Source organism: Franconibacter daqui (genome assembly GCF_014644275.1).
In the GTDB taxonomy this organism is placed as follows: domain Bacteria; phylum Pseudomonadota; class Gammaproteobacteria; order Enterobacterales; family Enterobacteriaceae; genus Franconibacter; species Franconibacter pulveris.
Window position 1 is genome coordinate 1 of sequence record NZ_BMKJ01000004.1, and the last position, 23,376, is coordinate 23,376.

At 52.7% G+C, this 23,376-nt stretch carries 20 protein-coding genes; 8 read left to right on the forward strand and 12 right to left on the reverse strand.

Annotation, left to right across the window (positions count from 1 at the left end):
* Positions 1-172: 172 nt before the first annotated feature.
* Both mobB and mobA read right to left on the reverse strand, forming a co-directional pair.
* Entirely contained in the window at positions 173-697 is a 525-nt protein-coding gene (mobB, locus tag IEX01_RS14030; protein ID WP_188724059.1) for a molybdopterin-guanine dinucleotide biosynthesis protein MobB, read from the reverse strand.
* Positions 697-1,278, reverse strand: a complete 582-nt coding sequence (gene mobA, locus IEX01_RS14035; RefSeq protein ID WP_188724144.1) for a molybdenum cofactor guanylyltransferase MobA — start codon at positions 1,276-1,278, stop codon at positions 697-699. Before mobA ends, mobB begins: the two co-directional genes overlap by 1 nt.
* A gap of 68 nt (positions 1,279-1,346) precedes the next feature.
* Here mobA and IEX01_RS14040 point away from each other — a divergent pair, with 68 nt between their 5' ends.
* From IEX01_RS14040 to dsbA, 3 genes are all read left to right on the forward strand, one after another.
* On the forward strand, positions 1,347-1,616 hold the full coding sequence (locus IEX01_RS14040) for a YihD family protein (protein ID WP_024559173.1): 270 nt from the start codon (positions 1,347-1,349) through the stop codon (positions 1,614-1,616).
* Between the two features lie 76 nt (positions 1,617-1,692).
* Positions 1,693-2,679, forward strand: a complete 987-nt coding sequence (locus IEX01_RS14045; protein ID WP_024561801.1) for a serine/threonine protein kinase — start codon at positions 1,693-1,695, stop codon at positions 2,677-2,679.
* 27 nt (positions 2,680-2,706) lie between these two features.
* On the forward strand, positions 2,707-3,330 hold the full coding sequence (gene dsbA, locus IEX01_RS14050; RefSeq protein ID WP_024559171.1) for a thiol:disulfide interchange protein DsbA: 624 nt from the start codon (positions 2,707-2,709) through the stop codon (positions 3,328-3,330).
* Positions 3,331-3,350: 20 nt separating this feature from the next.
* Here the strand turns inward: dsbA and yihG are convergent, their stop codons facing one another.
* A complete protein-coding gene (yihG, locus tag IEX01_RS14055) occupies positions 3,351-4,259 on the reverse strand; it encodes a 1-acylglycerol-3-phosphate O-acyltransferase, YihG family (protein ID WP_024559170.1) in 909 nt (302 codons plus the stop codon).
* A 436-nt stretch (positions 4,260-4,695) separates the two neighbouring features.
* On the opposite strand from yihG, the gene polA reads away from it, so the two are divergent.
* Both polA and spfP read left to right on the forward strand, forming a co-directional pair.
* The gene (polA, locus tag IEX01_RS14060) at positions 4,696-7,482 is read left to right on the forward strand and encodes a DNA polymerase I (RefSeq protein WP_188724060.1); all 2,787 of its coding nucleotides are present in this window, start codon (positions 4,696-4,698) and stop codon (positions 7,480-7,482) included.
* 165 nt (positions 7,483-7,647) lie between these two features.
* On the forward strand, positions 7,648-7,695 hold the full coding sequence (gene spfP / locus IEX01_RS21915) for a small protein SpfP (protein WP_071892919.1): 48 nt from the start codon (positions 7,648-7,650) through the stop codon (positions 7,693-7,695).
* Positions 7,696-7,778: 83 nt separating this feature from the next.
* Here the strand turns inward: spfP and yihA are convergent, their stop codons facing one another.
* Positions 7,779-8,417, reverse strand: a complete 639-nt coding sequence (gene yihA / locus IEX01_RS14065; RefSeq protein WP_029589958.1) for a ribosome biogenesis GTP-binding protein YihA/YsxC — start codon at positions 8,415-8,417, stop codon at positions 7,779-7,781.
* Positions 8,418-9,007: 590 nt separating this feature from the next.
* Here yihA and yihI point away from each other — a divergent pair.
* Together yihI and hemN are read left to right on the forward strand one after the other, a co-directional pair.
* On the forward strand, positions 9,008-9,520 hold the full coding sequence (gene yihI, locus IEX01_RS14070; protein ID WP_024559167.1) for a Der GTPase-activating protein YihI: 513 nt from the start codon (positions 9,008-9,010) through the stop codon (positions 9,518-9,520).
* 182 nt (positions 9,521-9,702) lie between these two features.
* Entirely contained in the window at positions 9,703-11,076 is a 1,374-nt protein-coding gene (gene hemN, locus IEX01_RS14075) for an oxygen-independent coproporphyrinogen III oxidase (protein WP_024560742.1), read from the forward strand.
* 27 nt (positions 11,077-11,103) lie between these two features.
* Here hemN and IEX01_RS14080 read toward each other — a convergent pair whose 3' ends face one another.
* From IEX01_RS14080 to glnA, 4 genes are all read right to left on the reverse strand, one after another.
* Entirely contained in the window at positions 11,104-11,226 is a 123-nt protein-coding gene (locus IEX01_RS14080) for a YshB family small membrane protein (RefSeq protein WP_139025660.1), read from the reverse strand.
* A 111-nt stretch (positions 11,227-11,337) separates the two neighbouring features.
* A complete protein-coding gene (gene glnG, locus IEX01_RS14085; RefSeq protein WP_024559165.1) occupies positions 11,338-12,747 on the reverse strand; it encodes a nitrogen regulation protein NR(I) in 1,410 nt (469 codons plus the stop codon).
* An 8-nt stretch (positions 12,748-12,755) separates the two neighbouring features.
* Complete coding sequence (gene glnL, locus IEX01_RS14090) at positions 12,756-13,805, reverse strand: nitrogen regulation protein NR(II) (RefSeq protein WP_024559164.1); 1,050 nt, start codon at positions 13,803-13,805, stop codon at positions 12,756-12,758.
* A 143-nt stretch (positions 13,806-13,948) separates the two neighbouring features.
* On the reverse strand, positions 13,949-15,358 hold the full coding sequence (gene glnA / locus IEX01_RS14095; protein WP_024559163.1) for a glutamate--ammonia ligase: 1,410 nt from the start codon (positions 15,356-15,358) through the stop codon (positions 13,949-13,951).
* Positions 15,359-15,736: 378 nt separating this feature from the next.
* On the opposite strand from glnA, the gene typA reads away from it, so the two are divergent.
* Positions 15,737-17,560 (forward strand): ribosome-dependent GTPase TypA, encoded by a 1,824-nt coding sequence (gene typA, locus IEX01_RS14100; RefSeq protein ID WP_024559162.1) that lies wholly within the window; start codon positions 15,737-15,739, stop codon positions 17,558-17,560.
* 95 nt (positions 17,561-17,655) lie between these two features.
* Here the strand turns inward: typA and ompL are convergent, their stop codons facing one another.
* The 4 genes from ompL to IEX01_RS14120 form a co-directional block, all read right to left on the reverse strand.
* Positions 17,656-18,342, reverse strand: coding sequence for a porin OmpL (gene ompL, locus IEX01_RS14105; protein WP_024559161.1), 687 nt, complete (start codon positions 18,340-18,342; stop codon positions 17,656-17,658).
* Positions 18,343-18,417: 75 nt separating this feature from the next.
* Positions 18,418-19,842: an MFS transporter gene (locus tag IEX01_RS14110; RefSeq protein ID WP_048888713.1), complete on the reverse strand. Its 1,425-nt coding sequence runs from the start codon at positions 19,840-19,842 to the stop codon at positions 18,418-18,420.
* 43 nt (positions 19,843-19,885) lie between these two features.
* The gene (locus IEX01_RS14115) at positions 19,886-21,268 is read right to left on the reverse strand and encodes an MFS transporter (protein ID WP_024560739.1); all 1,383 of its coding nucleotides are present in this window, start codon (positions 21,266-21,268) and stop codon (positions 19,886-19,888) included.
* Positions 21,269-21,316: 48 nt separating this feature from the next.
* The gene (locus tag IEX01_RS14120; protein ID WP_188724061.1) at positions 21,317-23,353 is read right to left on the reverse strand and encodes an alpha-glucosidase; all 2,037 of its coding nucleotides are present in this window, start codon (positions 23,351-23,353) and stop codon (positions 21,317-21,319) included.
* Positions 23,354-23,376 lie beyond the last annotated feature (23 nt).

Genomic DNA, 23,376 nt, shown 5'->3' on the forward strand with positions numbered 1-23,376 from the left:
ATCTAACAAAGCAAAAACCCGGTCTGACGACCGGGTTTTTTGCTATTCAGCGGTACAGCAACGCCTTCTCCTGCCCGCTAAATCAGCTACTGAAAATATCCCACCCTCAGAACGAAAGGCCGTATATGTTTATGGATAGCTCACTTTACCTGTAAAGTCCCGCAAGCTTCCTTCAAAGCCCCTGTTCATCTCTCTGCGTTTTCAGCCATAAACGAATAAACTCGGCAATCTGTTCAACGTTATTAATATCAAATTGTGGAAGGGCGCTGCTAAGTTCAGTGTCTGTAGCAATAGCGATAACAAACTCATCAAGCCGCAGTTCATCAACCCTGTGTCCGGCAGCTTGTCGAAACAGCAGTAGTTTTGGCAGAGCTTCCTGTTTAAACCCCTCCACCAGAATAAGATCTAATGAAGCGGCGTCCATACGACTGGCCAGATAATTTAGATCAAGCTCCGGTAACTCCGGGGTTTCAGTCATCAATGCCCAGCGTTTTTGGCTGGCGACCAATGTCTGATACGCGCCGGCATGACGTAATTCATAACTGTCTTTACCTGGCTTATCGACATCCATTTCATGATGGGTATGTTTGATAATCCCAACGCGAATGCCCTGCTGACGCAGCAAGGGAATAAGCTGCTTGAGCAACGTTGTTTTCCCCGTACCGCTCCATGCGGCAATACCCAATAGTGGAACCATTATTTTTCCTGCCAGTAAGCCAGATCATCCGTTGTATTAACGTTAATAAAACTGGCTGCTTCGTGATGAAAAGAGACACTATGTCCGCCTCTCTCGCGTAGAAACTGCATTACGCGACGTTCTCCTTTCACAAGATAATCGTAAAGCGGTTTTTCCAGTGAGCAATGAAGCAGTGCGAGGGTGGGATGATCCCGCTCTCCATCATGCACCCAGACGGCGCAAGCGTCCTGTCGCTCTTGCCATAGCCTTTCGGCCAGATCTGGCGGAATACGCGGCGTGTCGCAGGGGCAAAAGAGATACCATTCGCTTTTCATTTTTTGCATCGCAGCAAGCATGCCTGCCAGCGGTCCCGGGTACTCTGGCAGCGTATCGCTGATAACCTCTAAACCGCTTTGTCGGTACTCTTCTGTATTACGATTAGCATTAATGGCGACTCGTGAAACCTGCGGAGATAAACGCTGAGCAACATGCTGCCAAAGCGGCATGCCTCTCAATAGCTGTAAACCTTTATCTTTACCCTGCATGCGTTTTGCCTGCCCACCTGCCAGAATTACACCGGTTATTAGGTTATTTCTCACAATGTATACCACCTCTTTTCTTGTGGGTTTGAGCCTGCTAACGTGTCATTCTCAAGCAAAAGGAGCTTATTATGAAGTGCAAACGCCTGAATGAAGTTATCGAACTGCTGCAGCCAGCCTGGGAAAAAGAACCCGATCTCAACTTGCTGCAATTTTTGCAGAAACTGGCGGCTGAGTCAGGTTATACCGGCGATCTCGTTGACCTCTCTGATGACATTCTTATCTACCATCTTAAAATGCGCGACAGTGCTAAAGATGCCGTCATTCCGGGCATTCAGAAAGATTACGAGGAAGATTTCAAAACCGCCCTGCTGCGCGCCCGTGGCGTAATTAAAGAGTAAAACCTTGTAAGCGGATCCACCACGAAGGTCACAAGATGCTATCCTGAGCCATTCGCTTTGCTTTGCGGCTTTTGGAATGACAGATAAAGCTTTTACTTTCCAGACATTACATCCGGATATGATCATGGACGCCCTGTTCGAACAGGGTATCCGTGTTGATTCGGGCCTGACCGCGCTTAACAGCTATGAAAACCGCGTCTATCAATTTCAGGATGAAGATCGTAAACGCTACGTAGTGAAGTTCTATCGTCCGCAGCGCTGGAGTGCGGAGCAGATTGGCGAAGAACACCAGTTTGCGTTGGAGTTGCTACAGGACGAAGTGCCGCTCGCCGCCCCGCTGCGCTTTCATGGAGAGACGCTGCTTACCCATCAGGGATACTATTTTGCCGTGTTCCCAAGCCTTGGCGGACGTCAATACGAAGCTGATAACCTCGATCAAATGGAGTGGGTAGGACGCTATCTTGGTCGTATTCATCAGTGTGGACGGCGCATGCCTTTTCAGCATCGTCCTGATATTAGCACTCAGGAATACTTGATTGAGCCCCGGCAGGTTTTTGAACAACACGCGCTTATTCCCGCTTCGCTCAAAGCCGCTTTTCTTAGCGCAACGGATAAGTTAATTGAGGCTGTGACAGCCCAATGGCATACCCGTTTTGAATCGCTTCGTTTGCATGGCGACTGCCATCCGGGCAATATTCTCTGGCGCGATGGTCCTTTGTTTGTTGACCTTGATGATGCGCGTAACGGTCCCGCTATACAGGATCTCTGGATGCTGCTCAACGGTGATAAAGCCGAACAGCGCATGCAGCTTGAAACCATCATTGAAGCGTACGAAGAATTTATGCCCTTCAACCTTAACGAGTTGTCCCTGATTGAGCCTTTGCGCGCCATGCGTATGGTCTATTACCTTGCGTGGCTGCTCCGCCGCTGGGACGACCCCGCTTTTCCCAGAAGTTTTCCCTGGCTTGCCGAGGAGGACTACTGGCGCAGACAGACTGCCATTTTTACCGAGCAGGTCAGGGTTCTTGGTGAACCCCCACTACAATTAACGCCAATGTATTAATCAGTAATATTCAGGAGAAAGTTGATTATGAAAAAAATTTGGCTGGCGCTGGCAGGCATGATCCTGGCTTTTAGCGCCTCGGCGGCGCAGGTTACCGATGGCAAAGAGTATATTACTTTGCAAAAACCGGTAGCTGGCGAACCCCAGGTGCTGGAGTTCTTTTCCTTCTATTGCCCGCACTGCTACCAGTTTGAACAAGTGCTGCATGTCTCCGACACGGTGAAGAAAAAACTGCCGGAAGGCACCAAAATGACCAAGTACCATGTCGAATTCCTGGGCCCCTTGGGTAAAGATCTGACTCAGGCGTGGGCGGTAGCAATGGCGTTGGGCGTTGAAGATAAAATTACTTCACCAATGTTTGAAGCTGTACAAAAAACCCAGAGCGTTCAGACTGTCGCAGACATCCGTAAGGTGTTTGTCGATGCGGGCGTGAAGCCGGAAGAATACGACGCGGCATGGAACAGCTTTGTGGTGAAATCTCTGGTCGCGCAGCAGGAAAAAGCGGCTGCCGATTTACAACTGCAGGGCGTGCCGTCCATGTTTGTTAACGGCAAATATCAGCTGAACCCGCAGGGTATGGACACCAGCAATATGGACGCGTTTGTCCAGCAATATGCGGATACCGTGAAATTCCTCGTCAGCCAGAAATAACCTTGATAATAAAACGCCGGTCATCGACCGGCGTTTTTGTATTTCTCTGCAATGTGTTCCAGCATCGCATCCTTCTCACTCCACAGGCTATTCAGCCAGAGCTGGAAACCACGCTTGAAGTTTTTATCGTTTACATAGTCTCCATGTAATTCTTCAGCAATCGGCAGTAAATTTACACGTACGACGATCCGCGTAAGTTTACCGCTGAGCATGTCATAGAAAGGTCTCTCGTTATTTTCCGGATAGCTCAGCGTCACATTGAGTAATTTATCAAACTGCTTACCCAGGACATTCAACGCCATAGCGATCCCTGCCGCTTTCGGTGGAAGTAAGCGTTTATAAGGAGAACGCTGCTGCTGACGTTTTTCTTCCGTAAAGCGCGACCCTTCCACAAAATTAACGATAGTCGTAGGGTGGTAACGGAATTTTTCACAGGAACGACGAGTGGTTTCTACATCTTTGCCGCGCCTTTCCGGATGACGCAGGAGATAGCTGCGTGAATAACGGCGCATAAAAGGCATATCCAGCGCCCAGCAAGCCAGACCAATGAAAGGGACCCAGGCAAGCTCTTGTTTCAAAAAGTATTTATTCATCGGGATATGTTTGCGGAATAATACGCACAGCACCACGATGTCGGCCCAGCTGTGATGATTGCAAATAAGCAAATACCAGTTCTTCTTGTTAAGCCCTTCTAATCCTTCTACATCCCATTTCAGACGCGGATTTAAATGGAGCAGTATGGCTAACCCCTCGCACCAACAATACATCATAAAATTGCAAAAGGCGGAGACGGAACGCCAGACCGATGGGAAAGGTAAAATAAGCTTAACGATGCCCGCCGCAATGATAGGGATAGAGCAAAAAATGGTTACCAGGAAGGTAAGCGCGATACTAAGAACCAGCGTTATCGCGGCGAGTAATCTCGGCATAATGGCTTTTTCAACGAGTAATAATAAAAGAATATGGGCAATAAACTGAAGGGAACGATCTTACCAGAAAACCGCGGCCAGCAAGACGCCTAAACGTAACCGGGTTTAAAAGCGACAAATTTGTAAAAGAAAATAGCAGCTTAATAATCCAGCTAAGCTTTTTATATCCACATTAATATCTTACCTTAATGATATAGTTAACCAAATTATTAATAACATAAATAATTGATCCACATGGATTTTTAGCTTGCGAAGCGGGAAAATTATATTTCGTTATTAATGGCTTAGAAAACTGTGCACAAAGTTATCCACAGGCGGGCTCTGGAAGCGATCTCGCGGATCGACAATTCTTTCGCCTCCGGTAGCCTGAAAAGTTCATGTTTTTTGCCAGGCTATGGCATCCTTTATCCATAACTTGATAATCAGGCACGGACACATGGTTCAGATCCCAGAAAATCCCCTTATCCTCGTTGACGGCTCTTCTTACCTCTACCGGGCTTATCACGCTTTTCCACCGCTGACCAACAGCGCAGGCGAACCGACAGGTGCGATGTATGGCGTACTGAATATGCTGCGCAGCCTGTTATTGCAGTATCAACCAACGCATGCGGCGGTAGTTTTTGATGCTAAAGGAAAAACGTTCCGCGACGAATTGTTTGAACACTATAAATCCCATCGCCCGCCCATGCCGGACGACCTTCGCGCGCAGATAGAACCGCTGCATGCGATGGTGAAAGCGATGGGGTTGCCGCTGCTTGCCGTAAGCGGTGTAGAGGCGGATGACGTTATCGGCACGCTGGCGAAAGAAGCTGCTGCTGCAGGCCGCGCGGTACTCATCAGCACCGGCGATAAAGACATGGCGCAGTTGGTTACGCCGCAGGTCACCCTTATCAACACGATGACCAACACGATCCTTGGTCCGGAAGAAGTACAGACCAAATATGGCGTGCCGCCGGAGCTTATTATCGATTTTCTGGCGCTGATGGGGGACTCCTCGGACAATATTCCAGGCGTGCCGGGCGTAGGTGAAAAAACCGCGCAGGCGTTGCTGCAGGGGTTGGGCGGGCTTGATTCGCTTTATGCCAACCCGGAGAAAATCGCCGAGCTTTCATTCCGTGGCGCGAAAACCATGGCGGCGAAGCTTGAACAGAACAAAGAGGTCGCTTATCTCTCCTATCAGTTGGCCACCATCAAAACGGATGTGCCGCTGGATCTGAGCAGCGAGCAGCTTGAAGTACAGCAACCGCTGGTGGATGACCTGCTGGGGCTGTTCAAACGCTATGAGTTCAAACGCTGGACCTCAGATGTCGAGGCCGGGAAGTGGCTGCAGGCCAAAGGAGCTAAGCCCGCCGTTAAGCCGAAAGAGACTATCCAGATAGACGCGGAGCCCGAAGAAGAAGCGGTAGCGCTCTCTTTTGAAAATTACGTCACCATTCTTGATGAAGAGACGCTGCAGGAGTGGATTGGCCGTCTGAAAAAGGCGCCGGTTTTCGCTTTTGATACCGAAACCGACAGCCTTGATAACCTGACCGCCAGCCTGGTCGGCCTCTCTTTCGCCACTGAGCCGGGGCTCGCCGCCTATGTACCGGTGGCGCATGATTATCTGGATGCGCCGGATCAGCTCCCGCGCGAGCGCGTGCTTGAACTGCTTAAGCCGCTGCTGGAAGATGAAACGCTGCTGAAAGTGGGACAGAACCTGAAATATGACCGGGGCGTGCTGCAGAACTATGGCATTGAACTGCGCGGCATCGCGTTCGACACCATGCTGGAGTCTTATATTCTCGATAGCGTCTCTGGCCGTCACGATATGGACAGCCTCGCCGAGCGTTGGCTTAAGCACCAGACCATCACTTTCGAAACCATTGCCGGCAAAGGTAAAAATCAGCTCACTTTTAATCAGATAGCGCTTGAAGAGGCGGGGCGTTACGCAGCGGAAGATGCTGACGTTACTCTGCAACTGCATCTGAAGATGTGGCCGAAGCTGCAAAAATACGCCGGCCCGCTCAATATCTTCCAGAATATCGAAATGCCGCTGGTGCCGGTGATCTCGCGCATTGAGCGTAACGGCGTGAAAATCGACCCGGCCGTGTTGCACGCGCATTCGGAAGAGATAACGCACCACCTGGCGGAGCTTGAGCAAAAAGCGCATGAAATTGCAGGCGAGCCGTTTAATCTCTCTTCAACCAAGCAGCTGCAAACCATTCTGTTTGAGAAGCAGGGCATCAAACCTTTGAAGAAAACGCCTGGCGGCGCGCCGTCCACTTCCGAAGAAGTGCTGGCGGAGCTGGCGCTGGACTATCCGCTGCCGAAAGTTATTTTGCAGTACCGCGGTCTCGCGAAGCTCAAGTCGACGTATACCGACAAGCTGCCGCAAATGATCAACCCGAAAACGGGCCGTGTTCATACTTCTTATCACCAGGCCGTGACGGCGACCGGACGGCTCTCCTCGACCGACCCGAACTTGCAGAACATCCCGGTGCGTAATGAAGAGGGCCGCCGCATCCGTCAGGCGTTTATCGCGCCAGATGACTATCTCATCGTCTCTGCGGACTACTCGCAGATTGAACTGCGCATTATGGCGCATCTCTCTCGTGATAAAGGTCTGCTGAAGGCGTTTGCCGAAGGCCAGGATATTCACCGCGCCACCGCCGCGGAGGTATTCGGCCTGCCGCTGGAGAGCGTTTCTGCTGAACAGCGCCGTAGCGCTAAAGCGATTAACTTCGGTCTGATTTATGGCATGAGCGCTTTTGGTCTTTCTCGTCAGCTGAATATTTCTCGTAAAGAATCCCAGAAGTATATGGATCTTTATTTCGAGCGCTATCCGGGCGTACTCGAGTATATGGAGCGCACCCGTAAGCAGGCGAAAGAGCAAGGCTATGTTGAGACGCTTGAAGGGCGTCGTCTGTATCTGCCGGATATCAATGCCAGCAACGCCGCGCGGCGTGCGGGTGCTGAGCGCGCGGCTATCAACGCCCCTATGCAGGGCACGGCGGCGGATATCATTAAGCGCGCCATGATAGCTGTGGACGCCTGGCTGCAGGAAGAGCAACCGCGGGTGAAAATGATCATGCAGGTGCACGATGAACTGGTGTTTGAGGTGCATAAAGATGACCTCGAGGCGGTGTCGCAGAAGATCCATCATCTCATGGAAAGCAGTACGAAACTGGATGTGCCGTTGCTGGTGGAAGTAGGCAGCGGGGAAAACTGGGATAAGGCGCATTAACGGCGGTGGCGTTATAGCCGTTTTATGTAACTAAGCAACATAACTCATAGCATTTTGTGATGATCATTAGAATTCGCTATGTAAAGAGTGAAAAAAAACTACAAAAAGTGCTTTGTAGGTCCGGGAAAAAAGAGTAGAGTTAAAGACGTAGGGTACAGAGGTAAGATGTTCTATCTTTCAGACCTTTTACTTCACGTAATCGGATTTGGCTGAATATTTAGCCGCCCCAGTCAGTAATGACTGGGGCGTTTTTTATTGTCTGAAGAAAAAGCGGCGCGGGGCAAACCCGCACGCCATCACGCCTCTTCGGCGTTCTCGTCAGCCGTCGCGGGCGGCATCTCATTAAACCAGCTATCCAGCTTGTGACGCAGTTTATCAACGCCCATTTTCTTCAGCGAAGAGAACATCTCTACCTGCACGTCGCCGTTAAACGCGATAACCGCTTCGCGCACCATATTGAGCTGCGATTTTCGCGCGCCGCTCGCCAGTTTATCCGCTTTAGTCAGCAGCACCAGCACCGGGATCTGGCTGTCCACTGCCCATTCAATCATCTGCTGATCGAGATCCTTAAGCGGATGGCGAATATCCATCAGCACGACCAGCCCCTTCAGGCACTGGCGTTTCTCCAGGTATTCGCCCAGCGCGCGCTGCCATTTGCGTTTCATCTCTTCCGGGACTTCGGCATAACCGTAGCCTGGCAAGTCCACCAGGCGCTTGCCTTCTGCAACTTCAAACAGGTTAATAAGCTGGGTGCGCCCCGGCGTCTTACTGGTGCGCGCCAGGCTCTTCTGGTTAGTGAGCGTATTTAACGCGCTGGATTTCCCCGCGTTAGAGCGACCGGCAAAAGCGACTTCAATGCCGCTGTCGGCAGGAAGGTGGCGGATATCTGGCGCGCTGGTGACAAAGTGCGTCAGTTGATAATTCCAGTTAGTCAAAACGGTTTTCTCCGTCAGAGGATAAGCAATTGCCGGGATTATACCTGAACATGGCCGAAAGGCTGTGTTAATCCTGGCGGCAGGCTTACAACGGTCCCCCGGCGGTTTGTAAGCGATCGGCTATTCCTGCTTTAAGATTTCTCAGGAAAAATCAGTAACATGCAAAATTTAAGTTAAGTAAAACAGCAGGTTATGCGTACAGAACTTTCTGAAAGTCCTCCCGTAATGGCTTCGCTTGCTTGTGAGACGGCGAGATCCTGGTAAAGTAGACAGCACAGGCAAGGCAGCCTCGGGAGAGGATTTCCGCAAGAGGATGCTGATGCGTCAGGATGACGAGAAAAGGATTATGGCCAGGCTGGCCCGCCCAGGGAAGCGGCGTTAAAAGGGAAAAGGAAAGCAACACGGAGCGTTGCAGGCTTAGGGAAAGACAGGGGTTGTCGAAAAGCTACAGGGACGGGAAAACCGGTGACCGGTATAGAGTCAAGAAAAAGGGCGACAGGTAAATAACCTGTCGCCTTTTTTCTTTGCTTGCTTTCTGCTAGATTCCGCCGCAATTCTATACTGTTCAAAACGGCTCAAGACGATATCCCATGAAGCAACCAACCTCTGCAGGGCGCAGCAAAAGCGGCGCAAAAGCGCATCGTAAGACACGCGAAGAAATTAACCAGGAAGCTCGCGACCGCAAGCGCGAGAAAAAGCACCGCGGCCATGCGCCGGGTAGCCGCGCCACAGGGGCGACCGCAGGCTCAAAAGGTAAAGGCGGTGCGCAGGCGAAAGATCCGCGTATCGGCAGCAAAAAGCCGATTCCTCTGGGCGTAACTGAAGCGCCTGCCAAAAAGCAGCCTAAACCGAAGAGCGAGAAACCGATGCTTTCACCGCAAGCCGAACTGGATATGCTGGAAAACGACGAACGCCTGGATTCCCTGCTGGAGCGCCTGGAAGAGGGCGAAACCATCAGCGCTGAAGATCAAGCCTGGGTGGATGCGAAACTCGATCGCATCGATGAGTTGATGCAGCAGCTTGGCCTCTCGTATGACGATGACGACGAAGAAGAGGAAGAGGGCCAGGAAGATATGATGCGTCTGCTGAAGGGCGGCAACTAAGATCCGATGGGCCTGCCGGTTCTGCTCATACTCCTTCCAATAGTATGTTATCTGGTGTGGTTATTCGTTAAACTACAGCGGCTGTCGCGGCGGCAGAAATGGCTGCGCAGCCGGCTTATCCCTCATCAGGCGGGTAGGCCTGTTCGCCGAACGCGTCGGCGACACCGTCGGAAGGAGTGAGCATGTCTGAGCAGTTAATCGACTGGGATCTGGCCCTTATCCAGAAATATAACTATTCCGGGCCGCGCTATACTTCGTATCCCACCGCCCTTGAGTTCTCCGAATCGTTTGGCGAGCAGGCGTTTGCCGAAGCGGTGGCGCGCTACCCAGAGCGCCCGCTTTCGCTCTACGTTCATATCCCGTTTTGCCACAAGCTCTGCTATTTCTGTGGCTGCAACAAGATAGTGACCCGTCAGCAGCATAAGGCGGACCAGTATCTCGATGCGCTTGAGCAGGAAATTGTCCATCGCGCGCCGCTTTTTGCCGATCGTCGCGTCAGCCAGCTGCACTGGGGCGGCGGCACGCCAACTTATCTGAATAAAGCGCAAATCAGCCGCCTGATGGCCCTGCTGCGCGGCCATTTCCGCTTTAACGAAGATGCGGAAATCTCCATTGAAGTGGACCCGCGTGAAATCGAACTGGATGTGCTCGACCATCTGCGTGCCGAAGGCTTCAGCCGCCTTAGCATGGGAGTGCAGGACTTCAATAAAGAGGTGCAACGGCTGGTAAACCGCGAGCAGGACGAAGCATTTATATTCGCTCTGCTTAAACATGCGCGTGAGATTGGCTTCACTTCCACCAATATTGACCTGATTTACGGCCTGCCGAAGCAGACGCCGGAAAGCTTCGCCTTTACCCTGAAGCGTGTGGCGCAGCTCAACCCGGATCGCCTCAGTGTCTTCAACTACGCGCACCTGCCGAACCTCTTCGCGGCGCAGCGTAAAATCAAGGAAGCGGATCTCCCTTCCGCACAGCAGAAGCTCGACATTCTGCAACAAACTATCCAGTCGCTGACGCAGGCGGGCTACCAGTTTATCGGCATGGACCATTTCGCCCGTCCGGATGATGAGCTGGCGATTGCCCAGCGCGAGGGCGTTTTACACCGCAACTTCCAGGGCTACACCACCCAGGGCGATACGGATCTGCTGGGACTTGGCGTCTCCGCCATCAGCATGCTTGGCGATTGCTATGCGCAAAACCAGAAAGAGTTGAAGGTTTACTATCAGCAGGTGGATGAGCAAGGGAATGCGCTATGGCGCGGCCTCGCGCTTACGCGCGACGACTGCATCCGCCGCGATGTCATCAAGGCGCTGATTTGCAACTTCCAGCTGTCGTTTGCTGAGATTGAAAGGGCCTGGGCGCTGCGCTTTGCTGAGTATTTTGCTGAAGATCTGGCGCTGTTAAAACCGCTGGCGCAGGATGGGCTGGTGGATATCAACGAGCAGAGCATCCGGGTGACGCCGAAGGGCAGGCTGCTTATTCGCAACATCTGTATGTGTTTTGATATTTACCTGCGTCGCAAAGCGCGGCTTCAGCAGTTCTCTCGGGTGATATAAAAAAGGCGGGTTTAAAACCCGCCTTTTTTAACTAAAGAAATTGACCAGCGCCGCACAGAGCAAAGCCGCTATCGCCGTTTGCGGCGTATGGCTTGCTGCCGCGCCGGCTTCGGCGCTGTGCGACACCAGTTGAATTAATGATTCCAGCATGTTGATCCCCCCGCGTGAACGCGCACGATCATACTGAACTCATTATCACAGTAAAGTACAAAATTAACGCAGTTTGCGCGAAGTGGCGGTTTTTTACACAGCGCCGCCGCGTTACTCCATGCCCAGCTCTTTAAGCTTGCGCGTCAGGGTATTTCTTCCCCAACCAAGCAGCCGCGCCGCTTCTTGCTTATGCCCCTGAGTATGACGTAAAGCGGTGGTCAGCAACGTACGCTCCATCTCCGGCTGCGCTTCTGAAAGCAAGTTTTGATGACCGGAACGCAACGCCCGATCGGCCCACTGCGCCAGCAGCGTCGCCCAGCTGTCCGGCAGGCTCTGGGAGGGGCTGTCCGGCACGCTGGTTTCAAACAGTTCGCTGGGCAGATCCTGAATCAGCACCTCCTGACCCGCCGCCATCACCGTTAACCAACGGCAAGTATTTTCCAGCTGGCGTACGTTGCCAGGCCAGGCGAGGCGGGTCAGCGCCGCTTCAGTTTCCGGATGTAGCTGTTTAGCCTCTACGCCCAGTTCGCGTGCCGCTACCTGCAGGAAATGGCGCGCCAGACGCGGGATATCTTCCCGGCGTTCGCGCAGCGGCGGTAAATGCACGCGGATGACGTTCAGACGGTGGAAAAGGTCCTCACGGAATTTCCCCTCCTGCACGCGCAGTTCCAGGTTCTGGTGCGTTGCGGCGATAATACGCACATCAACCTTCACCGGCGCATAGCCGCCGACGCGGTAAAACTGGCCGTCGGCCAGTACGCGCAGCAGACGCGTCTGCACATCAAGCGGCATATCGCCGATTTCGTCTAAAAACAGCGTGCCGCCGTCGGCCTGCTCGAAGCGACCCTGACGAATCTGGTTAGCGCCGGTAAACGCCCCTTTTTCATGACCGAACAGCTCAGACTCAATAAGATCCTTCGGTATCGCCGCCATGTTCAGCGCGATAAACGGCGCCTTCACGCGCGGGCTATGGCGATGCAGCGCGTGAGCGACTAGCTCTTTACCGGTGCCCGATTCGCCATTAATCAGCACGCTGATTGAGGAGCGGGAAAGACGGCCGATAATGCGAAACACATCCTGCATTGCCGGCGCTTCGCCGATGATATCCGTGGTAGGCCCGAAAACCTGCACGTTACGCGGCTGCTGTTGCTCCTGATAGTGGCTGATGGCGCGCTCTACCAGCGCCACCGCTTCGTCGATATCAAACGGCTTCGGCAGATAATCAAACGCGCCCTGCTGATAGGCACTAACGGCGGCGTCCAGATCGGAATGCGCCGTCATTATGATGACCGGAAGCATGGGATGACGCTGTTTGATCTGCTTGAGCAGCGCCAGGCCGTCCATGCCTGGCATGCGAATATCTGAAAGCAGGACGTCGGGCGTTTTGGTCGCCAGCGCGTCCAGCACTTCGCTTGCGCTTTCAAACGTGGTGCAGCTTAAGCCTGCGCCGGTAAGCGCGCGTTCCAGAACCCAGCGGATGGAGCTATCGTCATCAACGATCCAGACTATCCCTCGTTGCATAGAGACCTCTACTTCCGAATAGGCAGGTAAACCGAAAACTCGGTATGACCCGGCCAACTGTTAAATTCGATTTTTCCCGAATGCTGATCGATAAGATTTCGGGCGATGGAAAGCCCCAGACCGGTGCCGCCTTCGCGGCCACTGACCATTGGGTAGAACAGCGTATCCTGCAAGTGAGCCGGGATGCCCGGCCCGTTATCTTCCACATCAATTCTGGCGGCAAGGCGATAGCGAACGCCGTGTAAAGTCAGCTGGAAGGCGGTGCGGGTGCGCAGCACGATTTCGCCGCCTTCCTCGCCCAGCGCCTGCAACGCGTTGCGCACAATGTTCAGCAACACCTGCTCAATCTGGTCCGGGTCATGGGCGAACTCGGGCAAGCTTGGGTCGTAATCACGCACCAGCGTTACGTTTTCCGGCAGCTCCATCGACACAAGCTTCACCACGCGCTCCGCGACTTTGTGGATGCTTTCCGTCACGTGCATGCCGGGCTGCTGCGGGCCGAGCAGTCTGTCCACCAGATTGCGCAGGCGATCGGCCTGCTCAATGATCACTTTGGTGTATTCGGTTAATGTCGGGTCCGGCAAGGCTTTACTTAACAGCTGCGCCGCCCCGCGCAGACCGCCGAGCGGGTTTTTAATTTCGTGCGCCAGTCCGCGGACTAAATCGCGAGCCGCTACCTGCTGCGCATGCTGCAGTTGTTCCTGGCTCAGGCGGCGCTGGTTATCCATCGGCGCCATTTCCAGCAGAATAAGCCCTTCCGGCAGCCGTTGCGCCGTGAGGGAGAGAATATGCGAGCGGCCGTCAATCACCAGCGTGACTTCGTTATCAGTAAAGCCCTGCCCTGCGTTCAGGCTCTCCTGCATCAGGCTGATGTTAAGAGAAAAATAGCTCAACAGCTCCGGCAGTGGAGTGCCATAAAGCTTGCGAGAACTTTGCGCCAGCAGCTGTTGCGCCGCCGGGTTCGCGTAATGCACCGCGAGTTCGTCATCAACCAGCAAAATACTGTTGATGAGTGAATTGAGGATCTGCCCAGCATCGGGCAGCGTGCCTGTTGCCATTCAGCAGTCTCCCAGGTTGCACCAATTTAGTGCAGTATAACGTTTTGCGACATAAAATCGCCTGAAAACAGCGCCAGCATGGAGAAAAAAGCCCATCCGAAGATGGGCTGAAAGTTTCCACGGCAACAAAAAATGACTTCGGATTAAACGCTGTAATACAGTTCGAACTCTACCGGGTGCGGTGTCATGCGCACGCGGTCGTTCTCTTCGATACGCAGCGCGATGTACGCATCGATAGCATCGTCGGTGAACACGCCGCCTGCGGTCAGGAACTCGCGGTCCTGATCCAGCGCCTGCAGGGCTTCTTCCAGAGAACCGGCAACCTGCGGGATCTCTTTCGCTTCTTCCGGCGGCAGATCGTAGAGGTTTTTGTCCATTGCTTCGCCCGGGTGGATTTTGTTCTTAATACCATCCAGACCGGCCATCAGCAGCGCTGCAAAGCACAGGTACGGGTTAGCCGCCGGGTCCGGGAAGCGAACTTCGATACGACGCGCTTTCGGAGACGCCACCACCGGGATACGGATAGAAGCGGAGCGGTTACGCGCGGAGTAAGCCAGCATAACCGGCGCTTCGTAACCCGGAACCAGACGCTTATAAGAGTTGGTGGTCGGGTTGGACAGGGCGTTGATCGCTTTAGCGTGTTTGATTACGCCGCCGATGTAATAAAGCGCCTGTTCAGACAGACCCGCATATTTGTCGCCAGAGAACAGGTTGGTGCCATTCTTGGACAGAGACATGTGGCAGTGCATACCGGAGCCGTTGTCGCCGAACATCGGTTTCGGCATGAAGGTCGCGGTTTTGCCGAAGCGGTGAGCCACGTTGTGCACGACATATTTGTAGATCTGAATTTCGTCCGCTTTTTTGGTCATGGTGTTGAAGCGGGTTGCCACTTCGTTCTGGCCAGCAGTTGCGACTTCGTGGTGGTGAGCTTCAACGACGAGGCCCATCTCTTCCATGGTCAGACACATCACGGAACGGATGTCCTGAGAAGAGTCGACTGGCGGAACCGGGAAGTAACCGCCTTTTACGCCCGGACGGTGACCTTTGTTGCCACCTTCGTATTTGGTGGAGGAGTTCCACGCGCCTTCGATATCGTCGATAGCCACGTGAGAACCAGAAATTGAGCTGCCGAAGCGAATATCGTCAAACAGGAAGAATTCCGGTTCCGGCCCGAACAGCACGGTGTCCGCGATGCCAGTAGAGCGCAGGTATTCTTCAGCGCGTTTCGCGATGGAGCGCGGGTCGCGGTCATAGCCTTGCAGGGTGCCCGGTTCCAGGATGTCGCAACGAATGATAAGGGTAGGCTCTTCATAGAACGGGTCAATGACAGCGGTGGAAGCGTCCGGCATCAGCACCATGTCGGATTCGTTAATGCCTTTCCAGCCACCGATGGAAGAGCCATCAAACATTTTGCCTTCTTCAAAGAATTCGGCGTTTACCTGGTGAGCAGGGATAGTGACGTGCTGTTCTTTACCTTTGGTATCGGTGAAGCGCAGATCGACAAACTTCACCTCATGCTCGTTCAGCATCGTCAAAACGTGTTCAGCGGACATACTTAACTCTCCCGGATTTGTCATTGTCGTCGTGGTAACGAGGTCTTCAAACACTGCTTAAAAAGGCATTGGCGCCATGAATAGAATAAAGCGAAAAGTGTGCCAACTTTTAAAATGCCTGCAAAAGGCGCTATGATGCGCACCATAGTGCAAAAGGGATGCACCATTGTGGATAAATTGCACCAATATAGTGCTTGTGTGTAAAAATAAAGCACTGTGTTGGTGCAATTTGCGTTATGTCTCCCTTTTATCGCTCCGTGAAAGCGATCACAAAGCCCGGCAGCTAAACTTGTTTGGGAAGGAAGTCTGTGATCCTGTTTAGTCCTTCGATTAATACGTGTACAATAACGCGCTATTTCTAATGCCTGAGGCAAAGTTGTGATCGAAAATCTGCGTAACATCGCCATCATTGCGCACGTTGACCACGGTAAAACTACCCTGGTTGACAAACTGCTCCAGCAATCCGGTACGTTCGACGAGCGTACTGAAGCACAAGAGCGTGTGATGGACTCCAACGATTTGGAGAAAGAGCGTGGGATTACCATCCTCGCGAAAAACACTGCCATCAAATGGAATGATTACCGTATCAACATCGTTGATACCCCAGGGCACGCCGACTTCGGGGGTGAAGTAGAGCGTGTCATGTCCATGGTTGACTCCGTGCTGCTGGTGGTTGACGCATTTGACGGCCCAATGCCGCAAACGCGCTTCGTGACCAAGAAAGCATTTGCCCATGGCCTGAAGCCTATCGTCGTTATCAACAAAGTCGACCGTCCAGGCGCGCGTCCTGACTGGGTTGTCGATCAGGTCTTCGACCTGTTTGTAAACCTGGACGCTACCGACGAGCAGCTGGACTTCCCTATCGTTTACGCTTCCGCGCTGAACGGCATCGCAGGTATGGACCATGAAAACATGGCTGACGACATGACCCCGCTGTACCAGGCGATTGTCGACCATGTTCCGGCGCCGGACGTGGACCTTGACGGCCCGCTGCAGATGCAGATCTCCCAGCTTGATTACAACAACTATCTGGGCGTTATCGGCATCGGTCGCATCAAGCGCGGTAAAGTGAAGCCGAACCAGCAAGTCACCGTTATCGACAGCGAAGGTAAAACTCGCAACGGTAAAGTGGGCAAAGTGCTGGGTCACCTGGGTCTGGAGCGTATCGATACCGATCTCGCGGAAGCGGGCGATATCATCGCGATTACCGGCCTTGGCGAACTGAACATCTCCGACACCATCTGCGATCCGCAGAATGTTGAAGCGCTGCCGGCCCTGTCTGTCGACGAGCCGACCGTGACCATGTTCTTCAACGTCAACACCTCGCCGTTCTGTGGTAAAGAAGGTAAATACGTTACCTCTCGCCAGATCCTGGACCGCCTGAACAAAGAGCTGGTGCACAACGTTGCGCTGCGCGTTGAAGAGACCGAAGACGCTGATGCGTTCCGCGTTTCTGGCCGCGGTGAACTGCACCTTTCCGTGCTTATCGAAAACATGCGTCGTGAAGGTTTCGAACTGGCGGTTTCCCGTCCGAAAGTTATCTTCCGCGAAATCGACGGCCGTAAACAAGAGCCGTTCGAAAACGTAACGCTGGATGTTGAAGAGCAGCATCAGGGTTCTGTCATGCAGGCTCTGGGCGAGCGTAAAGGCGATCTGAAAAACATGAACCCGGATGGCAAAGGGCGCGTACGTCTTGACTACGTGATCCCAAGCCGCGGCCTGATTGGCTTCCGTTCTGAGTTCATGACCATGACCTCCGGTACCGGTCTGCTCTATTCCACCTTCAGCCATTACGACGACGTTCGTCCGGGCGAAGTGGGCCAGCGCAACAACGGCGTGCTGATCTCCAACGGTCAGGGTAAAGCGGTAGCGTTCGCGCTGTTCGGTCTGCAGGATCGCGGCAAGCTGTTCCTGGGTCACGGTGCGGAAGTTTATGAAGGTCAGATCATCGGTATTCACAGCCGTTCTAACGACCTGACGGTAAACTGCCTGACCGGTAAGAAACTGACCAACATGCGTGCGTCTGGTACAGACGAAGCCACGGTTCTGGTTCCGCCTATCAAGATGACTCTGGAGCAGGCTCTGGAATTCATCGATGATGACGAACTGGTGGAAGTAACGCCGCAGTCTATCCGTATTCGTAAGCGTCACCTGACGGAAAACGATCGTAAACGCGCTTCGCGCGGTTCGAAAGAAGACTAATAGCTGCGTAATGGTAGTTGCTATGAAAAAGCCGCTGAGTTTAGCGGCTTTTTTTATTGCTCACGTCATTGCTTTTCAAACGTCGGATAATAACGTCAGAAGGAATATCTCAATCCTAAACGAATACGATACTGTTCCTTGTTATACGCATTCCATCTGTCGAGCCACTGAAGCTCCAGGTAAGGCAGCCAGTGTTGATCCACTTTATATCTGAAACCATTGGTAATTTCCCAGTGATGATCTTTACCATTTTTGCTGTGGTAATCATTCACCCGCTGGAAAAAATGCGGCTCAAAGATATAAGTGAATTGATCGGTTAATTTAAAACTCCAGTAGTTTGCAAACTCATGAGTGTCATTTTTATCCATGTTCCCATTAAAGTCGGGCGTATCATAATTTGTGCGGTTGTAACGATAACGGAGCGTCAGATTAAACCAGTCAGTGAATTTATATTTAGTATCTAAATAGACAGCGCCACCTGAACCGCTTCGATTGTCATTAATAAGCGCGCCAGGCTGGAATGTTAATCTGTCGGTGGGTTTGAACAGCGGATACCATGCTTCTATCTCATTATAGCTGTGCTTCAGTTCATCCCATCGGCCGACATTATAGGCATTTGTCGCCATAATGCCTGCGCCCATGTCAAAGTTATAGCCAGCCCGAAGAATAACCTCATGCAAATCAGAGGCGGTATTGTAGGCCTCGCGTGTTTCGACATATGCGCCTGCCAGAACAGAGCAGGACACGGAAGAAAAAAGCATAACGGTAACGACTCTTTTCATAGTTTTTCCATGTATAAAGTACAGAAAGGCCTCCCCTCCTGTTTAACAGGAGAGAATTCATGGCCGGGTTTATAGTTATAAAGTGACTGCTGACGCTTTATTTTCAGTATTAGTTGCAGATTGCTGGCACGATTTGTTTTTACGCGTACTTATCTCCTCAATAATAAAAGCGAAGCGTTTTTCATTCAGTTTATAAAAGAAACCCATAGTTAATGCAGCTATTATCGCCAGGCCACAGGGCCAAAGAAATATAAGCTGGCGCAGACCAAGCAACGTTGTCGCGCTTTGAAGCGTATTTGGAACATAACCAATCTGCGTCAGCATAATGCCGGGTAAAAAACCGGCCAGCGCTGCGGAAATTTTTCGAGAAAAAGTATAACCGGTGTAAACCGACCCTTCGGTGCGGATCCCGGTTTTCCATTCGCCATAATCAACCGTGTCCGGAACCAGCGCCCAGTTCAGGCTATTAACAAATGCCGTCCCGAAAAAAGCCATACAGGAAAAAAACACAAACATCAGCGAGCTGCTGCCCCACAGAAAGTTCAGCACGTCGCCGGTTGCCCATAACGTTAGCCCGCCAAGATAAACCTGCTTTTTACCAAACCGCTTTACCGCGCCAGGTACCAGGAAAACGCCGATCAGAATGCAGCCCATGCTGAAAAAGCCCATCCATGAAAGCAGATGAATATCATTCAGCACGTACTGGGTGTAATAAACCTGAATGGCGAGTTTGATATTAAAAGCAGCCAGCGTACAGAGATTGGCGATACACAGCACCAACAGCGGCGGGTTACGGAAAATGGCGCAGAACGATTTAATCATGCTGGGTTTATGATGCTCAGGCGTTACCTCCACATAGCGCTCTTGCACCCCGTTATAGCACCACCACATGCAGAGTAATCCGCAGAGGGCGAATAGCAGCGCAGCGAAAAAATAGCCCTGGGAAGGGTTGGCGTTAAAAAGCGACTGCACTGGCATAAAACCTACCGTACACAACAATAGCCCAAGCGTTGCGCCTCCCTGACGCCATGCAGCAAGCTGCGCGCGTTCGTCAGGGTTTTTAGTGATGGCGGGCACCATGGCGCCATAGGAACAGTTCATCAGACTGTAAAAAAGGCCAAACATCATAAACAGGACGGTAGCGATGGCGGTTTTTACCGTCAGGCTAAAGTCGTTAGCCATAAATTGCGCCGTGGCGACCAGCGCAACGGGTACGGAAGCATAAAGAATAAAGGGCCGGAATTTGCCATTCTCACCAATATTGCGGCGGGAATCTAACAGCACCCCGGTCAGCATATCGGTAAAAGCGGTAAAAAACTTCGCCACCAGGAAGATAACCCCGCCATAAAATGCGGGCATGCCCAGTTCATCGGTATAAAACTTCAAAAGATAAAGCGTACCGATGCAAAGCATCAGGTTTGAGCCAAAATCACCCATTCCATAGGCGCATTTTTCACGCAGGCTCAGTTTTAGCGTCAGCGGATCAGCGTTACGGTTCATCATCGCCCCCACAGCGCCCTTGCGGGCGCTCTGTCAAAAACGTTCAGGCCATACGTTTACGCATTTCTATCTCTTCAACGATGCGGACATACATCTTCTCGTTGAGGTTATAGAAGCATCCCATCGCGACTATGGTGATAACCGCCAGCACGCAGGGGTAGATAAAAATCAGCTGTCGCAGACCTTCGACCGTGCCTGCGGATTGCGCCACATTAGGCACATAGCCTATCTGCGTGAGCATTATGCCAGGGAAAAAACCGGCCAACGCCTGAGAGACTTTGCGAAAGAAGGTAAAGCCGGTGTAAACCGTGCCTTCCGACCGTATGCCGGTGCGCCATTCCCCATACTCCACCGTATCGGAAACCAGCGCCCAGTTCAGGCTGTTGACGAAAGCCGAACCAAAGAATGCCAGGCAGGAAAACGCGACAAAGCTCACCGAACCGCCGCCCATCGTGTAGTTGAGCAAATCCCCGGCGATCCATATCAACAGGCCGCTGATATAAACTTTCTTTTTGCCGAAGCGGCGCACCGCGCCAGGCATTAAAAAGACGCCGATGAAAATGCATCCCATGCTGAAGAAACCCATCCAGGAAAGCAGTATCGGATCGTTGAGAACGTACTGGGTGTAATAGACCTGAATGGCCAGCTTGACGTTAAATGCCCCCAGCGTGCAGAGGTTGGCTATACAGAGAATGAAAAGCGGTCGGTTGCCCGCAATGGCGCGAAAAGATTGTAAAAGACCAGGCTTGTGCGCCGGGCTTGCAGGCTGCGCTTCTACGTAGCGCTCTTTCACCCCGGCATAGCACCACCACATAAAAAACAGGCCGCACAATGAGAACAACGTAGCGGCGAAGATATAGCCCAGTTGCTGATTGCCTTCGATAAGGTTCATTACCGGTACGAAGCCAACCGTACAGAGCAGCAGCCCAAGCGTCGCGCCGCCCTGTCGCCATGCCGCCAGCGAGGCGCGCTCATTGGGATTTTTGGTTATAGCGGGCACCATCGCGCCGTAAGAGCAGTTCATCATGCTGAAAAACAGCCCATAGAGCATGAACAGCACAGTCGCCATCACTGTTTTGCCGGTGATTTCAAAAGGCGTGCCGACAAAATTAGCGATAGCCAGCAGCGTCACGGGAAAGGCCGCATACAGAACGAAAGGACGGAATTTGCCTTTAGGGCCGATTTTACGCCGCGAATCCAGCATGATGCCGGTACCCATGTCGGTAAACGCGGTAAAGAACTTGGCTATCAAAAAGATAATGCCGCCGTAGGTGCCAGGGAGTCCCAGTACGTCAGTATAAAATTTCAGTAAATAGAGCGTGCCGATATCCAGCAGGATATTGGAACCTAAGTCGCCCATGCCATAGGCAACTTTTTCCTTGAACGGCAGGCGCAGGGAGGCCGGGTCGGATACGTGTTGACTCATTATATTTCTCCTTCTGCCCGCAGGAGAGTGTCCTGCGGGCGAGCCTTATCAGATAAGACGTAACGCATTGAACAGCGAAGCCCATTCGCTTTGCGCGCGGTAAAAGACCGGTGGTTGACCGAGAGGCGCGTTGACGGTGATCTCTCCGCCGCCGCACTCTTCGCCCGTCCAGAGGTTGACCCAGCTATCCTGAGGCAGGTAAAGCGTCCAGTCGCGTCGCCCTTCCTCATAAACGGGAGCGACCAGCAGATCGCGGCCAAAAAGGTACTGGTACTTGATCGTATAAGCGCGAGGGTCGTTCTCGTAATGAAGGAACAGAGGCCGCATTACCGGCAAGCCGCTTTTGGCGTTTTGCGCAACCGCCTGTTTGATGTAGGGCTTAAGCGTTGTGAAGACTGTTGTCATTCGTGCGAAATGGGCAATAGTTTGCGCATCGCTGTCGAACTGCCAGTTGTCGCCAGGGCGGTTCCCTTCGTGGGTGCGCATCATTGGCGTAAAAGCGCTGAAATCACACCAGCGAAGCAGAAGCTCTTTGCTGCGTTTCATATCAAACAGCGTGGTGTAGCCGCCAATATCGCTGTGGTGCAGGCCATGGCCGGACATGGCTAAAGAGAGCGCGGCCGGCACCACCGACGCCAGCCCGTCATCCAGACTCCAGTCAACGTTCTGATCGCCTGCCCACATCATCAAGGAATGTTTCTGGCTGCCGGTGTAGCCTGCGCGCATGAAGAAAAGCACTTCGCCAAGCTTGCCTGTCTCTTCCAGCGCTTCGTAGTTGCATTTTGCCCACAGCGCAGGCCAGGCGTTATGCATGATCTCCGCGCTCACGCCGTTATGCAGAAAGGTATCGGTGGGCAGATATTCGCCAAAGTCCGCCATCCAGCCGCCGCACCCCAGCGCAATCAGGTTTTGCTTGATAACGCCTTTGTACCAGTCGTACGCCTCTGGATTAGTCAGATCGATAACGCCTGCGTAAAATTCGCCAAACTCAACGTGGTAGTCTTTGCCCTGCGCATCTTTTGTCAGATAACCGCGTTTCGCCGCCTCCGCACATAAGTCGCGATCGCTTGCGACATAGGGATTGATATAAGAGAGAAACTGGACGCCTTCGCGGTTCCACTGCTGGATGCGTTCAGCGAGATGCGGGTAAAGCTCGCCGTTCCATTTCCAGTTCCACATCACGCGCTTACCAAAAGAGGTCATACGGATGCCCGACCAGTCCTGCGCCCATATGCCGTTAACTTTCACGCCGCCGTTGCGCATCGTTTCCAGCTTCTGCTGACAAACCTCGGTGCCGCCCTGAATGCCCAGCGTCACGCCGTCATAGACCCAGTCGGGTAGCTCCGGCTGGCGTCCCAGCAGGTTGGTCAGTTTTTCCAGAAGCGCAACATAGGTTTGCGCGCATTCGAAACGCAGCGTGGCGTTATCCTCCCAGAATGCCAGTTCGTGAAACTCCGGCGCGCTGAAGTCGAAGTTCATGTAACAGCTGTTATCAACGTGGCAGTAGTATTTTTGCGTGCTGACAAAGGTCGGCTGTGGAAAGAAGGTCCAGTAATAGTCGCCTCCCGCATTTTCCTTACAGTCTGCAAGCCATGTTACATAGCTCTGTTTGTTGCGACCGACGCCCTGTTCGCTGGTCCAGAGCGGGAACGGCTTGCCGCGCAGATCAAAGCAGGAGAACTGTTCGCCGCAGCCGTAAATATGATCTTCCGGCTGCGCCGCCAGACGCAGCCAGATGCGGTTATGGCTGCTGGCCTCGTTTTGCAGGCGCAACTGAAGGCGGCCTGCGGCATCGGTATCGATAATCAACGTCGCGCTGACAGCATCGCCGCGAGTAAAATGGATAGTCCAGCCTGTGCGTTGTTCCGTGACAGACGCGTTAGTCAGGGCGATCTTTTCGTTTAGCTTATCTTTAATGCTGAAGTTGCCGCGAAACATCGCGATGTCCGCCTCGCCCGCGCCAGCCCACAAGCAGGGCGCCTGAGCAGTATGGCGCAAAATGAGACGCTGTTGCCAGATAAGCGTAAAGCCGTCGCTTTGTTCAATAAGCTCAAGGTCATCTGAACCCGTTTGTTGAGAAGTCATAACGATCTCCGTTGTAAGGTAGT

Excerpts from the sequence above, each read along its gene's own strand:
- mobB (WP_188724059.1), bottom strand. The coding sequence starts at position 697 with ATGGTTCCACTATTGGGTATTGCCGCATGGAGCGGTACGGGGAAAACA.
- IEX01_RS14040 (WP_024559173.1), top strand. The coding sequence starts at position 1,347 with ATGAAGTGCAAACGCCTGAATGAAGTTATCGAACTGCTGCAGCCAGCC.
- IEX01_RS14045 (WP_024561801.1), top strand. The coding sequence starts at position 1,693 with ATGACAGATAAAGCTTTTACTTTCCAGACATTACATCCGGATATGATC.
- dsbA (WP_024559171.1), top strand. The coding sequence starts at position 2,707 with ATGAAAAAAATTTGGCTGGCGCTGGCAGGCATGATCCTGGCTTTTAGC.
- yihG (WP_024559170.1), bottom strand. The coding sequence starts at position 4,259 with ATGCCGAGATTACTCGCCGCGATAACGCTGGTTCTTAGTATCGCGCTT.
- polA (WP_188724060.1), top strand. The coding sequence starts at position 4,696 with ATGGTTCAGATCCCAGAAAATCCCCTTATCCTCGTTGACGGCTCTTCT.
- yihI (WP_024559167.1), top strand. The coding sequence starts at position 9,008 with ATGAAGCAACCAACCTCTGCAGGGCGCAGCAAAAGCGGCGCAAAAGCG.
- hemN (WP_024560742.1), top strand. The coding sequence starts at position 9,703 with ATGTCTGAGCAGTTAATCGACTGGGATCTGGCCCTTATCCAGAAATAT.
- IEX01_RS14080 (WP_139025660.1), bottom strand. The coding sequence starts at position 11,226 with ATGCTGGAATCATTAATTCAACTGGTGTCGCACAGCGCCGAAGCCGGC.
- glnG (WP_024559165.1), bottom strand. The coding sequence starts at position 12,747 with ATGCAACGAGGGATAGTCTGGATCGTTGATGACGATAGCTCCATCCGC.
- glnL (WP_024559164.1), bottom strand. The coding sequence starts at position 13,805 with ATGGCAACAGGCACGCTGCCCGATGCTGGGCAGATCCTCAATTCACTC.
- glnA (WP_024559163.1), bottom strand. The coding sequence starts at position 15,358 with ATGTCCGCTGAACACGTTTTGACGATGCTGAACGAGCATGAGGTGAAG.
- ompL (WP_024559161.1), bottom strand. The coding sequence starts at position 18,342 with ATGAAAAGAGTCGTTACCGTTATGCTTTTTTCTTCCGTGTCCTGCTCT.
- IEX01_RS14110 (WP_048888713.1), bottom strand. The coding sequence starts at position 19,842 with ATGAACCGTAACGCTGATCCGCTGACGCTAAAACTGAGCCTGCGTGAA.
- IEX01_RS14115 (WP_024560739.1), bottom strand. The coding sequence starts at position 21,268 with ATGAGTCAACACGTATCCGACCCGGCCTCCCTGCGCCTGCCGTTCAAG.
- IEX01_RS14120 (WP_188724061.1), bottom strand. The coding sequence starts at position 23,353 with ATGACTTCTCAACAAACGGGTTCAGATGACCTTGAGCTTATTGAACAA.